General features: G+C 67.4%; 11 protein-coding genes. 7 read left to right on the forward strand and 4 right to left on the reverse strand.

Translation table 11 applies throughout. The features are described from left to right. Positions 1-7 precede the first annotated feature (7 nt). Together FG323_RS13020 and ung are read left to right on the forward strand one after the other, a co-directional pair. Entirely contained in the window at positions 8-835 is an 828-nt protein-coding gene (locus FG323_RS13020; protein ID WP_141455107.1) for a response regulator, read from the forward strand. Between the two features lie 120 nt (positions 836-955). After that, a complete protein-coding gene (gene ung, locus FG323_RS13025) occupies positions 956-1,678 on the forward strand; it encodes a uracil-DNA glycosylase (protein ID WP_141455108.1) in 723 nt (240 codons plus the stop codon). An 81-nt stretch (positions 1,679-1,759) separates the two neighbouring features. Here the strand turns inward: ung and FG323_RS13030 are convergent, their stop codons facing one another. Beyond that, positions 1,760-2,314, reverse strand: a complete 555-nt coding sequence (locus tag FG323_RS13030) for a DUF2059 domain-containing protein (RefSeq protein WP_141455109.1) — start codon at positions 2,312-2,314, stop codon at positions 1,760-1,762. A 128-nt stretch (positions 2,315-2,442) separates the two neighbouring features. Here FG323_RS13030 and arfB point away from each other — a divergent pair, with 128 nt between their 5' ends. The 3 genes from arfB (at position 2,443) to FG323_RS13045 (ending at position 6,289) form a co-directional block, all read left to right on the forward strand. Beyond that, a complete protein-coding gene (arfB, locus tag FG323_RS13035; protein ID WP_141455110.1) occupies positions 2,443-2,877 on the forward strand; it encodes an alternative ribosome rescue aminoacyl-tRNA hydrolase ArfB in 435 nt (144 codons plus the stop codon). A 4-nt stretch (positions 2,878-2,881) separates the two neighbouring features. Then, positions 2,882-3,484 (forward strand): lysophospholipid acyltransferase family protein, encoded by a 603-nt coding sequence (locus FG323_RS13040; protein ID WP_305000886.1) that lies wholly within the window; start codon positions 2,882-2,884, stop codon positions 3,482-3,484. A gap of 618 nt (positions 3,485-4,102) precedes the next feature. Next, on the forward strand, positions 4,103-6,289 hold the full coding sequence (locus FG323_RS13045; RefSeq protein ID WP_141455111.1) for a S9 family peptidase: 2,187 nt from the start codon (positions 4,103-4,105) through the stop codon (positions 6,287-6,289). Between the two features lie 421 nt (positions 6,290-6,710). Here the strand turns inward: FG323_RS13045 and FG323_RS13050 are convergent, their stop codons facing one another. The 3 genes from FG323_RS13050 to FG323_RS13060 form a co-directional block, all read right to left on the reverse strand. Then, on the reverse strand, positions 6,711-9,806 hold the full coding sequence (locus FG323_RS13050; protein WP_141455112.1) for a TonB-dependent receptor: 3,096 nt from the start codon (positions 9,804-9,806) through the stop codon (positions 6,711-6,713). Between the two features lie 87 nt (positions 9,807-9,893). After that, entirely contained in the window at positions 9,894-10,994 is a 1,101-nt protein-coding gene (locus tag FG323_RS13055) for a FecR domain-containing protein (RefSeq protein WP_141455113.1), read from the reverse strand. Then, a complete protein-coding gene (locus FG323_RS13060; protein ID WP_141455114.1) occupies positions 10,972-11,559 on the reverse strand; it encodes a sigma-70 family RNA polymerase sigma factor in 588 nt (195 codons plus the stop codon). The genes FG323_RS13055 and FG323_RS13060 overlap by 23 nt, the downstream gene beginning before the upstream one ends. 125 nt (positions 11,560-11,684) lie before the next feature. Here FG323_RS13060 and FG323_RS13065 point away from each other — a divergent pair, with 125 nt between their 5' ends. Then, a complete protein-coding gene (locus FG323_RS13065) occupies positions 11,685-12,749 on the forward strand; it encodes a cyanophycinase (RefSeq protein ID WP_141455115.1) in 1,065 nt (354 codons plus the stop codon). Positions 12,750-12,775: 26 nt separating this feature from the next. Then, positions 12,776-13,798 (forward strand): isoaspartyl peptidase/L-asparaginase, encoded by a 1,023-nt coding sequence (locus FG323_RS13070; protein WP_141455116.1) that lies wholly within the window; start codon positions 12,776-12,778, stop codon positions 13,796-13,798. Positions 13,799-13,825 lie beyond the last annotated feature (27 nt).

A 13,825-nucleotide genomic window follows, 5' to 3' on the forward strand; every position in this document is an offset into this window, starting at 1 on the left:
CGCCCGCATGTCCGACGCGCTCCGGCACCTCATCAGCGACGCCCCCCGGGTGATGGTGGTCGACGGTTCCAAGCTGGTGCGCAAGCTCATCGCCGACGTGCTCGAACGGGATCTGCCCGGCGTCAACGTGATCGGCTGCGCCAGCATCGCCGAGGCGCGCAAGGCACTGGCCGAGGGCGAGATCCACCTGGTCACCACGGCACTCGCGCTGCGTGATGGCGACGGCATGGAAATCGCGCGCAGCGTGCGCGAGGCCGCCGGACAGGCCTACGTGCCGGTGATCGTGGTATCCGGCGACGCCCAGCAGCATCTGGAAGAGCGTCGCTTCAACGAATACGTCACCGACTATTTCGACAAGTCGCTGGGACACGAGGCGCTGGCCGCCTTCATCCGCGGCTATGTACAGCCCGAGCCGATTCCCGGCGCGACCATCCTCTACGTGGAAGACAGCCGGGTGGTCGCCGAAACCACCAAGCGCATGCTGGAGCGGCAATCGCTCAACGTGGTGCACGTGCTGCGCGCCGAGGATGCCTTCGCCCTGCTCACCGCCGAATCGCTCGGCCTTTCGACCCACCGCTTCGACCTGGTGCTGACCGACGTGACCCTGAAGGGCGAATTGAGCGGCCGCGACGTGGTGCAGCGGATCCGCATCGACTTCGCCTATGGCAAGCGCCGCCTGCCGATCCTGGTGATGACCGGCGACAGCAACCGCGACAACCAGGCCGCGCTGCTGCAGGCCGGCGCCAACGACCTGGTGCTCAAGCCGATCGAGGAACGCCTGCTGGTGACCAAGGTGTTGTTCCAGCTGCGGCTGGCGCGGATGGAAGGGCGGTGAATTGCCGGGAATGGAGAATCGGGAATGGGGAATCGTAAAAGCGAAGAAAGCGGATTGGCCTGATGGCGGCTAAGCTTCTCCCGATTCCCGATTCCCGATTCCCGATTCCCGATTCCCGTTATGTCCGACCCCGACCGCATCAAGCTCGAACCCTCCTGGAAACAGCATGTCGGTGACTGGTTGCTGCGGCCGGAGATGCAGGCGCTGTCGGAGTTCCTGCGCCAGCGCAAGGCGGCCGGGGCGCGCATCTATCCGCCGGGGCCGCAGATTTTCTCCGCGTTCGAGGCCACGCCATTCGACGCCGCCAAGGTGGTGATCCTGGGCCAGGATCCGTACCACGGGCCGGGGCAGGCGCATGGGCTGTGCTTCTCGGTGCGTCCGGGCGTGCCGGTGCCACCCTCGCTGGTCAACATCTACAAGGAAATCCAGAGCGATCTGGGCATCGCGCCACCGGATCACGGCTGCCTGCTGCCGTGGGCGCGGCAGGGCGTGCTGCTGCTCAACGCGGTGCTGACGGTAGAGGAGTCACGCGCAGGCGCCCACCAGGGCAAGGGCTGGGAGGGCTTCACCGATCATGTCATCGAGACCCTGGCGCGTGAGCGCGAGGGGGTGGTGTTCCTGCTGTGGGGCAGCTACGCGCAGGCCAAGGGCAAGGTCATCGACGCGCGGCGGCACCGCGTGCTGCGCGCGCCGCATCCCTCGCCGCTGTCGGCACACCGGGGTTTCCTGGGTTGCGGGCATTTCTCGGCGGCCAACCGCTACCTGCAGGAACGCGGCCAGATCCCGATCGACTGGCGCCTGCCACCGCTCGCGCAGCTGCCTCCGGATCCCCTGCTGTCGTAGGGCGGGGCTCGTCCGCTTTCTGGATATTCGGATGTTCGCGTTGCCGGGGGCGTCGCGCGGCGGAGCAAGCCCCGCTCTACGTCAGCGCTTCTTCTTGCGGCGCGGCTGCGACGGGGTGACCGGCGGGGCGGGCACCGGCGCCGGGGTGACGTTCTGGATCTCGGCCTGCAGCTCTTCCATCATCGGCACCATTTTCTGCTGGATGGCACCCATCAGGTTCTGCATCAGCGCGGGCGTCTTGTCGAGCAGGCTGCGGCCGGCCGGACTCTCGTAGAACTTGGTGATCGCGCGCACGTCCTCGCGGGTGAAGGTCTTCTTGTAGACATCCACGTACAGCGGCCGCATTTCCTGCCACGACAGTGCCTTGCGCATGATCTCGTTGGTCTTGGCCATGATCCGGTCGGCTTCGGCGCGCTGTTCGGCGGTCATTTCCTTGCCGGCCATCAGCTGATCGAACTGCTGGCGCTGCATGGTTTCCATCTGCGGGATGATCGCGTTGAGCATGCTTTCCGCGCGCGAGGCCTGCAGCAGCTTTTCGATGTCCGCATCCGAAGGTTCCGCCGCCCAGGCGGTGCCGGCCCCCAGCGCCAGCCCCGCGATCATGACCAGGCGCGAAAACAGCGGCATCTTCTTCATCGGGCGTCCATACGGAAAACAGAGGGTCTGCATGGTGCCGAGGCGGAAGTAAACGAGGCGTTAAATCACATGGCCCAGGCCGGCCCGCTGTCATGCGAGCGGTACGCGACCTCCACTACAATCCGCGCATGGGGAGCGGACGACTCGACATCACGCCCACGCTGGCGATTCCGGACGACGAACTGGTCGAGCGGTTCGTGCGCGCCAGCGGCGCGGGCGGACAGAACGTCAACAAGGTGGCCACGGCGGTCGAACTGCGGTTCGACGTGGCGCGGTCGCCGTCGTTGCCCGAACCCCTGCGCGAACGCCTGCTGGCCCGCCGCGACCGGCGCCTGACCGACGAGGGCGTGCTGGTCATCGACGCCCAGCGCTTCCGCACCCAGGACCGCAACCGGCAGGACGCCCGCGAGCGCCTGGCCGCGTTCATCGCCGCGGCGATGCACGTGCCCCGGCCCCGCATCGCCACCAAGCCATCGCGCGCGGCCAAGGCCCGGCGCCTGGACGCCAAGCGCGAGCGCAGCGAAGTCAAGCGCGGCCGTTCGCAGAAGAACCATTGGGAGTAATCGATTGAGCGACGCCCAGGACGTCATCCCCGCCATTCCGCCGAACATGCCGCAGGTGCCGCCCAACCGGTTCACCCGCTGGATGGGGCGCACCTTCCTGCGCACCTTCGGCTGGAAGGTGGTGGGCACGTTGCCGGACATCCCCAAGCTGGTCCTGATCGTGGCGCCGCATTCCTCCAACTGGGACGGCATCTGGGGCATGGCGGCGAAGATCGCGATGGGCTTCAAGGTGCGCGTGCTGGGCAAGGCGCAGCTGTTCTGGTGGCCGCTGTCGCCGCTGCTGCGCAAGCTCGGGGTGGTGCCGGTGGATCGCAGTTCGCCGCAGGGCACGGTGGAGCAGGCGGTGCGGATGATCCGCGACTCGGAACGGATGTGGTTCGCGCTGACGCCCGAGGGCACCCGCAAGCGGGTGGAGAAGTGGAAGGGCGGTTTCCTGAAGATCGCCCACCAGGCGCAGGTGCCGATCCTGATGGCTTATTTCCACTACCCGGAAAAAACCATTGGCATCGGTGACGTTTATTACCCCACCGGCGACGCCGAAGTCGACATGGCCGCGATCCGCGCGTGGTACCGGCCGTGGCAGGGCAAGAATCGCGGGACGGTGTGATGGCCCGCGGATGACGCGTCCGCCGGAATGAGCCCAAGGAAAACCCGCCGTGAGGCGGGTTTTCCGTGTCGCGTTCCCGACCGATGGCCGGGCTTACAGCGCCGAGCCGCCCAGTTTCCAGATGAACTGCAGGTAGTAGCTGCGGCCGAACGAATCGAACCACGAGGTGTCGTGGTACGGATGTTCGCCCAGGTGGCGTCCTTGGGCGGCATCTTGTCGAACAGGTTGTTGACCGACAGCGAGAAGCGCAGGTGATCGGTCACGTCGTAGCGCGCGCCGGCATTTCCGAGCGCCCCGTGGGACGATTCGGGCGTGACGAGCCGTTAAACGTGCTGGCGGTCGGACGTTCTCCTGTCTTGCACGCACGGGATGCCTGACGTGAAGGAACGGGGAATTGGCTTCGAACATCGGGCAAGCAAGGCGCCTTGGGCGACTGGGACCGGGACACCAACGACGCCCCCCCTGCAAGCGTCGCTGCATGACTCCAAACGGGCACAGCCGATGAGCCGCCCTTCCGCCACGATGAATAGGGAACTCCGCCGCTCGTTCGTCTAAAACCCATGCCGGCTTCGCGCGCGCGGGGCAGCTCGCCATACCTGACGGAAAGGGCCGCACCGCATGAAACCGACCATCCTGCTGATCGTCGCCACCTTCCTCGCCGCCATGCATCCGGCCACCGCCCGCGCCTCGGACCCGGTGCCACCGGACGTGGCGAAGAAGCCGCACGTGGTCAGGGCCTCGTTCGGCGCCGAGCGCAACGACGAATACTACTGGCTGCGCGACGATGCGCGCCGCGACCCGGAGATGCTGGCCTACCTGGCCGCCGAGAACGCCTACGCCGACGCGCTGCTGGCGCCGCTGAAGCCGATGCAGGACCGCCTGTACGCCGAAACCGTCGCGCGGATCGAACAGGACGACAGTTCGGTGCCGTACCGCGAGCGCGGCTGGTGGTATTACTCACGCTTCGAGCCGGGCAAGGACTATCCGCTGCACGCGCGGCGCAAGGACGGCCCCGGTGTCGATGCGCGGTCGATCCGCAAGGCCAACGAAGCCGGCGACTTCGTCGGCGAACAGGTGTTGCTCGACGTCGATGCGCTGGCCGCAGGCCAGGGCTATTACAGCGTCGCCAACCACGCGGTGAGCCAGGACAACGCGATCCTGGCCTGGGCCGACGAAACCAACGGCCGCCACCAGTACACGATCCACTTCCGCGACCTTGACGGCGAGCGCGATTTCCCCGAGCGGATCGAGGGCGTTTCCAGCGACCTGGTCTGGGCCGACGACAACCGCACCCTGATCTACCTGGAGAACGACCCGGTGACTCTGCGCGGCCTGCGGGTCAAGGCGCACGTGCTGGGCACACCGGTGGCCTCGGACCGCGTGCTGTACGTCGAACCCGACGAGACCTGCTTCGTGGGCATTTCGCGCAGCCGCGACCAGCGCTACGTGCTAGTCCACTCCGGCAGCCGCTTCTTCGACGAACTGCGCTACGCGCCGGCCGCCGATCCGCGCGAGTTCAAGGTACTGGCGCCGCGCGAGCGCGGGGTGGAATACGACGCGGACCACTTCGCCGGGCGCTGGGCGATCCGCACCAACGCGCCCGGCCCCGACGGGCGTCCGGCGACCAACTTCAAGCTGGTCGTCGCCGCGGACGGCTCGACCTCGCGCAAGGAGTGGAAGGACTGGGTCGCGCATCGCGACGACGTGTTCGTCGCCGGCTTCCAGTTGTTCGACGGCTTCACCGCGATCGAGGAGCGCTCCGATGCGTTGCAGCGCGTGCGCATCCTGCGCGGCGACGGCAGTCAGGACTACGTTCGCGCCGACGAGCCGGTGTATTCGATGCGCCTTGGCACGAATTCCGAGGCCGACACGCCGTGGCTGCGCTACGACTACACCTCGATGACCACGCCGGCCACGACCTGGGAAACCAGCGCGGAAACCGGCGAGCGCCGCCTGCTGAAGCGGCAGACGGTGCCCGGCTACGATCCGTCGCGCTACGCCAGCGAGCGGATCTGGGTGACCGCGCGCGACGGCGCGAAGATCCCGGTGTCGCTGGTCCATCGCAAGGACTTCGCGAAGGACGGTACCGCGGCGATGCTGCAATACGCCTACGGCAGCTATGGGCGTTCGACCGAACCGGTGTTTTCCGCGGCCACCATCAGCCTGCTCGACCGCGGCATGATCTACGCCATCGCCCACGTCCGCGGTGGTCAGGAAATGGGCCGCGCGTGGTACGACGCCGGCAAGCTGCTGGAGAAAAAGCACAGCTTCACCGACTTCATCGACGTCACCGACCACCTGGTGACGCAGGGCTACGCCGCGCGCGACCGCGTCGTCGCGCAGGGCGGCAGCGCAGGCGGCCTGCTGGTGACCGCGGTGGCGAACATGGCGCCGGGGAAGTACTGCGCGATTCTCGCCCAGGTGCCGTTCGTCGATGTGGTGACCACCATGCTCGATGCCAGCATCCCGCTGACCACCAACGAGTACGGCGAATGGGGCGACCCAAGGCAGAAGCAGTACTACGACTACATGCTGGGTTACTCGCCCTATGACAACCTGAAGGCGCAGGACTATCCGGCGCTGTTCGTCAGCACCGGCCTGTGGGATGCACAGGTGCCGTACTGGGAGCCGGTCAAGTATGTCGCCCGCCTGCGCGACCTGGAAACCTCGAAGTCGCCGGTGGTATTCCGCATCAACCTGGAGGCAGGCCACGGCGGCAAGTCCGGCCGCTTCCGCAAATACCGCGAGCAGGCCGAGATGTATTCGTTCATGCTCGACCAGTTGGGCATAGCCACCGGGCACTGACCGCCCCGCCTGGGCAAGGGGACGAGGCGGCCAGCGTTACGCAAACAACCCGGGCGGTGCGGGGCGTGCCGATCACCTGCACACTGCTGCGCTGATGTATGCGAATGGCGGCCCGTGCCGATCTCGAACCCCAACGCGCCAACCTCCACACGGTCCGGCCATGCTATCGCGAGCCTGCCGGCGGCACCGGGCTGGAAGCCGCTGGCGCCCTGCACGGGCGGTTGGTCGCCTTGCCGTGGCAGTGCCGCTACTTCGTGCTAGCGGCTTTTCCGCATCGGCGGACGCTTTCTCAAGGGTGTCAGGAGTAGGCGCGTGAACTCCAAAAAAAATGCCAGTCAGCGTCAACTGACTGGCATTGCGCCGGTGGCGGGGCTGTTGCCAGGCCGGGGCGACGGTGTGCCGCCCGGCCGTCGTGTCGCGCTTACAGCGCGCCGCCGCCGATCTTCCAGGTGATTTGCAGGTAGTAACTGCGGCCGAGGCTGTCGAACCATGAGGTGTCGTAGTACGGGTAGTTGCCCCAGGTCGCGTCTCGCGGCGGCATCTTGTCGAACAGATTGTTGACCGACAGCGATACGCGCAGGTGGTCGTTGATGTCGTAGCGTGCGCCACCGTTGAAGCGCCAGGTGGCTTGCGTCCAGTCGTCGTTGTCGTAGTTGGCGACCCGGCCCAGGTAGGTGCCGAACAGGCTGGCGCCCCAGGCGTTGCGTTCCCAGCTCATGCCCAGGTTGCCTTTGGTCCGCGGCAGGGTCTTGGAGCTGAAGCTGACATCCAGCATGTCCTCTTCCGGATCGCCCGGATATTGCTGGCGGGTGTGTTTGTGGGCCCAGTTGTAGGTGGCGTTGAAGCTGAAATCGCCGGCGCTGTCGGTGGGTACGCGGAAATTGGCAGCCACGTCGATGCCCGAGGTTTCCTCGTTGGCGATGTTGATCGGGGCGAAGTGCACGCTGGTGATGGTGCTAAACGGGTCATTGGGATCCGTCCGGATGACCCGCGACAGCGCATCCACGCAGGTCGGCGAATTGATGTCGACCGGCACGCCGTCGTTGGTGATGCCCAGCCGGCAGTTGGCCTCGTCGATGCGCAGGCGTTCACGGCTTTGCGCCTGCACCTGGTTGGAAATGCGGATGCTGTAGTAGTCCACCGCCAGATCGAAATTCGCGGACGGCGACCAGACGAAGCCCGCGGTGAACGACTTGCTGGTTTCCACGTCCAGCCTCTGGTTGCCGGCGTAGACGTCCATCGTGTTCGCGTCCCAGCTGCCGTCGTTGTAGCAGTCGCCATCGCTCATGTCCGGCGCGTCGGTGCGGCAGTTGTAGTAGTCGGTGGAAAGCGTGCGGTAGTAATCCGCGCCGGCGAACAGGTAGTGCATGTCCGGTGCGCGGAAACCGGTGCCGTAGGAGCCGCGCACCAGCAGCGTGTCGATCGGGCGCCATTCCAGGCCAACGCTGTAGGTGAACTTGCCCGGGTTGCTGTTGCCGTAGCTGTAGCGGTCGTAGCGTCCGGCCAGGCTGGCCTGCAACGTGGACAGCAATGGCATGCGCAACTCGCCCGCCGCGCTCCAGCGGTCGCGGCTGCCGCCACCATCGCCAAAGCGCGGGCCGTAGTAGGCGTCGTCGGTCAGGGCCAGGGGATCGGGGTTGAGCTGATAGGACTGGCGGCCGTACTCGAGCGCGCCGGCAAAACCGACATCGCCTGCCGGCATCGAGAACAGGGACGGCGTATTGGCGGTGAAGCTGAGGTTGTCGTTCTTGGCCTCCGGATGCCAGACCGACATCACCCCGAAGCTGGCGAATTCGGCCGGGGTGAGCGGGGTGAACAGGCGCGTCGGGTCGGGGTTGAAGATCGCATAGCCATCGGCATCGTAGCCCAGCTGTTCGCCCAGGAAGAACCGGTTGGCGACATCGGCCTTGATCCGGGGTACGTCGACATCGGCCTTGTATTCGGAATGGTTGTAAGCCCCTTCCCAGTTCCAGTTCTGGCCGAACGTGCCGTTGAAGCCGGTGGTCAGCGCCAGGGTTTTCTGCACGGTGGTATTCATGCGGTTTTCCAGCCCGCCGACCTCTTCGGGCGAGAATTGCCGCGACCAGATCTCGTAACGGCCGGTGCCGGCGTTGTAGAACATCTTGCTGTTGTTGTCCGTGGAGCGCGGATCGTGGAATTCCCAGGCCATATGGTCGCTGGTCACGTCGTTGCCGTTGGTGCCGGTCAGCAATTTGACCGTCTGGCGTCCCAGTTGCAGATCCGCAAACCAGGACAAAGATTCAGAGAAGCGGTATTCGAACGAGCCGTACAGGTTGGCACCTTTGCGTTCGTTCTCGATCGTGCGATAGGCGATGGCACGCTCGCTGCCGCAGTAGGGTTCGCCGTAACGGTCTTCCGCAAGCACCGTGGTGCCCTCGTTCAAACCGGCCAGGGCCGCGCAGCCGTCGGCCGGGGCGATGTTGACGTCGTTGTCCCAGTCGTAGAGCTGCGCGATCATGCGTGGCAGCCGTCGGCGTTCGATCGGCGCGTCCAGGGTCGAGTCCTGCACGTCGCGATCGGTGCCCCATAGCGGGCGCTTGTTCAGCAGTTCCAGACCGACGATGCCGCTGAAGTTGTTGCGTTCGAAACCGGTGGTCAGTGACAGGCGGTGGGATTCGCCGCCGCCGCGCTCGGTATCGCCGTAGCGATAGTCGATGGTGGTGCCGTCGGTGGATTTCTTCAGGATGAAGTTGATCACGCCAGCCATGGCGTCCGATCCGTACACGGCGGAGGCGCTGCCGGTCAGCACTTCGACCCGATCGATCATGCCCAGCGGGATGTTGCCGATGTCGGTGAAATTGCTGCGGCTTTCCAGCGGCAGCGGAAAGTCGGCAATGCGGCGGCCGTTGATGAGCACCAGGGTGTGGTTGGGGCCCAAGCCGCGCAGGTCGACGGCTTGCGAGCCGGGCGTGGATTGCGCGTTGGTGGTGTTTTGCTGGCCGAACACACTGCCGCTGTTCTGGCTCAGCGAGCGCAGCAGGTCCGGGACCGAGGTCAGGCCAGCGGACTGGATTTGCTCGGCGGTGATCTGGGTGATTGGTGCCGGGCCCTCAAGCTGCGCGCGCGGGATGCGCGAACCGGTGACCTGCACGTTCTCGAGTTGGGTGACGGGCTCCTCGGCGGCCTCAGCGGACTGGCCGGTGGGAGCCGGAGTAGGGCGGGCGGCGGGCGCCGGGCGCGGCGGGGCATCCTGGCGCACGATCACCACCGCGCCGGAGGCGGCGTCGCGGCGGGCGACATGGCCGCTGCCGCTGAGCACGCGGTCAAGCGCCTGATCGGCCGGGAGATTGCCCTGCACGCCCTGGGTGCGCAGGCCCTTGAGCTGGTCGGCGCGGTACACGAACTGGGTGCCGGACTGGCGGGCCAGCGTATCCAGCGCCGCCACCAGATCCCCGGCGGGGACGTTGACCTGCGCCGGTTTGGAATTCTGCGCCTGCGCACTCAGTGCGGCTGAACAGGCCAGGCTCAACAACAGGACACGCAACGACGACCGCATTGGATGGCTCTCCCCATGGGCGCACGGGAAGGCGCCCTTGGCTATCAGGACGAACGAGCCGGGGAAATCCCCCGCCCCTCCGGACGGTCAGAGGCTGTGCAGGACGATGCGGTCGGCACCGGCTTCGGCGCGGACCGGGAAGCCCTGCTCCAGCAGCCGCACGAACGCGTCCACGTTCGACCAGCGGAAGTTGCCGCCGACCCGCAGCGCGCCCACGGCGGCATCGCCCATGACAATCTTGCGGGCGTTGTAGCGGTTGAACTCGGACGCGGCCTCGGCCAGCGAGGTATCGCGGAAAGTCACGAAGCCGCTGCGCCAGTCGACGAAGCGTTCGGCGTCGGCGACCGAGCCGGTGCGCACCACCACGCCGTTGCGGCTGGCGATGGCCAGGCTGCCGGCCGGCAACAGGGTGGTCGGCTGCAGGTGGCCATCGGCATCGGGCGAGGCTTCCAGCCGCACCGTGCCCTCGGTGACCACCACCCTCAGGTCGGGACCGTCGCGGCGCACCGCGAAGCGCGTGCCCACCGCCACCACTTGGCGCGGTCCGGCACTGACCACGAACGGCCGGTGCGGATCCTTGGCGGCCTCGAAAAACGCCTCGCCGCGCTGCAGATCGATGTGCCGCTCGCGCCGCGACAGGCTGACCGCGATGCGGCTGTCGCTGCTGAGCGTGGCGCCGGAGCCGTCGCTCAGCGGTACCCGGTTCAGGTCGCCCAGCGCGGTCGCGTAGGAGGCCTGCTCGATGACTCCGTAGAAATAGTGGTGAGCGCCCAGTCCCGTGCCAGCCAGCACCAGCACGCCGGCGAAGGTGGCGGCCAGCAGGCGTGGCCAGCTCGCCGCACGTTCCTGCCTGCGCGGTGCGAACACCAGCCGGGCGAGATCCGGCGGTCCGCCCGCCGAAGACGGTGCCGACGCCAGCGACGTACGTGCGGGGGCAGGGCGATCCAGCGGCGAAGCACCCCATTGTCCACGCGGCGGCGCGGCGCCCGGTGCCTGTCCGGCACCCAGCGCGGCCAGCCGGCCGCTTTCGTTCCAGGCCGATTCCAGGCGCAGGAACGCGACCCGGTGCGCGGTGGATTCGGCCAGCCACGCGTCCAGCCCGGCCTGCTCGGTCCCGGCCCACCCGTCGCTTTCGCGTCGCGCGAGCCAGGCCGCCGCGGCCTGTTCAATCTGTCTGCTGCTGGCCATGTCCCGGTTCCCTTCCTGCGTCCTGCAAGGCCTGCCGCGCGCGGGCGCGCGTTCCGCCACCGCCGTAGAAATGTTCGGCGATCAGGCGGATTCCCTTGGCGACATGCTTTTCCACGGTCTTCTCGCTGATGCCCAGCCGCGAGGCCACTTCCTTCTGTGGCAATTCCTCGACCCGGCGCAGCCAGATGACCTCCCGGCACCGGTCCGGCAGGCGGTCGAAGGCGTCGGCCAGGCGCTTGAGCACCTGCCGGCCGCCGCACCACCGTTCGGGCGATACCTCGTCTATCAAGACGTTTATCGACTCGAAATCACCCACTGTCTCGATCGAAACCACCCGGCTGCGGCGCAGCCGGTCGGTCATCAGGTGGCGCGCGGTGGCGAACAGGAACGACTTGGGCGCGGTCGGCACCGCCTTGCCGGCGGCTTCGTAGACCCGCACGTACACTTCCTGGCGCAGGTCGTGGATCTCCTCCCGATGCGGCCAGCAGCGGCGCAGGAAATGCACCAGCGCCTCCTCGTGGACGAGGATTTCGCGGGCGAACCAGGCGTCGGTGGATTCGGTCATGCCACGACATTACCCCAAACCGCGCGGGCCAACGACGGCCATCGATGCTGCACAGCAGCGACGGACGGGGGAGGGGAAGCGCGCATCCGTTCGTCTTCAATGCAGGTGCCCCCTGGAGTCCCGTGATGCCGTCAACGTCGTCCCGCCGCCTGTTCCTGCAACGCTGCGCGCTGCTGATCCTGACGTTGGCCGCCGCCGTCGGTACGGTCGCCGCGGCTGATGCGCCGGCCACGGACGCGTCGCGCCGCGACGGCTACCGCTACTTCGAAATCGGCGACCTGAAGGCCCCCCGGCCCGGCGCGACCGAAGCCGGGCTGATGCTGGTCGGTGGCGGCGACTGGCCGTACGACGCCTTCCGCTGGATGATCGAAAAGGCCGGCCATGGCCGCATCGTGATCCTGCGCGCTTCCGGCACCGTCGAGGCGCAGGACGAATTCTTCAAGGACATCGGCGGCATCACCGCCGCGCAGACGCTGGTGTTCGACGACCGCCGCGCCGCCAGCGATCCGGAAGTCCTGCGCATCGTGCGCGAGGCCGACGGCATCTTCCTGGCCGGCGGCGACCAATCCAACTACGTGCGCTTCTGGAAGGGCACGCCACTGAACGAGGCGCTGGACGCGCACGTACGCGCCGGCAAACCGATCGGCGGCACCAGCGCCGGCCTGGCGATCCTGGGCGCGTTCGCCTACGGCGCGATGGACGGCGGCAGCATCGTCTCGCCGACCGCGATGACCAATCCTGCGGGATCGGAAGTCACTCTGGTGGATGATTTCCTGCACATGCCCTATCTGCAGAACGTGATCACCGACAGCCACTTCGGCGAGCGGGATCGGCTGGGCCGCCTGATCGCCTTCGTCGCCCGGCTGTCGGCCGAACAGAAGCGCACGGATCTGGCCGGCATCGGCATCGACGAATACACGGCGCTGTGCATCGACGCCAACGGCGTCGCCCGCGTCCACAGCGGCGACGGCGGCCATGTCTGGCTGGTGCGCCCACAGCGCCAGGCCGACGTGTTCGCCGCCGGCAAGCCGCTGACCTTCCGCGGCGTGCCGGTCATCGGCCTGGATACCGGCAGCACGCTGCGGCTTCTCGACTTCAGCGTCGAGCATCCGGCGTTCGAACGCCGGATCGATGTGGTGAACGGCGTCCTGGGCGACGCCGCACGCACCGCCTCGCTAGAATCCCCCTGAACCTCTGCCCTTCCGGAATGACTGCCATGACGAACCTGTTGCGTGCGTGCTGCCTTGCGTTGTTGGGAATGGCGGGCACCGCCTTCGCCGCGGATGCTGATCGGCCGGTGCTGGTCATCCACGGCGGCGCGGGCGTGGAGCGTGGCGATCTCGCCCCCGAGGAAATCGCCGCCGCGCGCAAATCGATGGAAGAGGCGCTGCGCGCCGGCCATGCCCAGCTCGCCGCCGGCAAGCCGGCGCTGGACGCGGTGGCCGCCGCGATCACGGTGATGGAGGACGCGCCGAGCTTCAATGCCGGACGCGGCGCGGTGTTCACCCACGACGGCAAGAACGAACTGGACGCCTCGATCATGGACGGCGCCAGCGGCAAGGCCGGCGCGGTGGCCGGCGTGCACCGGGTCAAGAATCCGATCCAGCTGGCGCGGCTGGTGATGGACAAGTCCAAGCACGTGATGATGGTCGGCGACGGCGCCGAAGCCTTCGCCACCGAGCAGGGCGTGACCCTGGTGGATCCGTCCTACTTCCGCACCGAGAAGCGCTGGCAGCAGCTGCAGAAGGCGCTGAAGGAAGAAGCCTCCGGGCAGGCGCATGCGGATCTGGAAACCGCCAAGCATTTCGGCACCGTGGGCGCGCTGGCGCTGGACGCGCAGGGTCATCTGGCGGCCGGCACCTCCACCGGCGGCATGACCAACAAGCGCTACGGCCGGGTCGGCGACTCGCCGATCATCGGCGCCGGCACCTACGCCGACGCGCGCTGCGCGGTATCGGGCACGGGCTGGGGCGAGTACTACATCCGCGCGGTCGCCGCGCACGACATCTGCGCGCGCGTGCGCTACGGCGGGCAGGACATCGCCAGCGCCGCCAAGGCGGTGATCAACGACGAGATTCCCAAGGCCGGCGGCGACGGCGGCGCGATCGCACTGGCCGCCGACGGCAGCATCGCCTTTCCGTTCAACACCGAGGGCATGTACCGCGGCTGGATCGGCGCCGACGGCGTGCCGCATGTGGCCATCTTCGCCGACGACCCGCTGCCGATGCCTAAGCGGTAAGCCCGCCGAAGTCCCGAACCTGCGGCG

It is taken from the genome of Pseudoxanthomonas sp. z9 (genome assembly GCF_006542425.1).
Taxonomy (GTDB): Bacteria; Pseudomonadota; Gammaproteobacteria; order Xanthomonadales; family Xanthomonadaceae; genus Pseudoxanthomonas_A.

Excerpts from the sequence above, each read along its gene's own strand:
- FG323_RS13020 (WP_141455107.1), top strand. The coding sequence starts at position 8 with ATGTCCGACGCGCTCCGGCACCTCATCAGCGACGCCCCCCGGGTGATG.
- ung (WP_141455108.1), top strand. The coding sequence starts at position 956 with ATGTCCGACCCCGACCGCATCAAGCTCGAACCCTCCTGGAAACAGCAT.
- FG323_RS13030 (WP_141455109.1), bottom strand. The coding sequence starts at position 2,314 with ATGAAGAAGATGCCGCTGTTTTCGCGCCTGGTCATGATCGCGGGGCTG.
- arfB (WP_141455110.1), top strand. The coding sequence starts at position 2,443 with ATGGGGAGCGGACGACTCGACATCACGCCCACGCTGGCGATTCCGGAC.
- FG323_RS13045 (WP_141455111.1), top strand. The coding sequence starts at position 4,103 with ATGAAACCGACCATCCTGCTGATCGTCGCCACCTTCCTCGCCGCCATG.
- FG323_RS13050 (WP_141455112.1), bottom strand. The coding sequence starts at position 9,806 with ATGCGGTCGTCGTTGCGTGTCCTGTTGTTGAGCCTGGCCTGTTCAGCC.
- FG323_RS13055 (WP_141455113.1), bottom strand. The coding sequence starts at position 10,994 with ATGGCCAGCAGCAGACAGATTGAACAGGCCGCGGCGGCCTGGCTCGCG.
- FG323_RS13060 (WP_141455114.1), bottom strand. The coding sequence starts at position 11,559 with ATGACCGAATCCACCGACGCCTGGTTCGCCCGCGAAATCCTCGTCCAC.
- FG323_RS13065 (WP_141455115.1), top strand. The coding sequence starts at position 11,685 with ATGCCGTCAACGTCGTCCCGCCGCCTGTTCCTGCAACGCTGCGCGCTG.
- FG323_RS13070 (WP_141455116.1), top strand. The coding sequence starts at position 12,776 with ATGACGAACCTGTTGCGTGCGTGCTGCCTTGCGTTGTTGGGAATGGCG.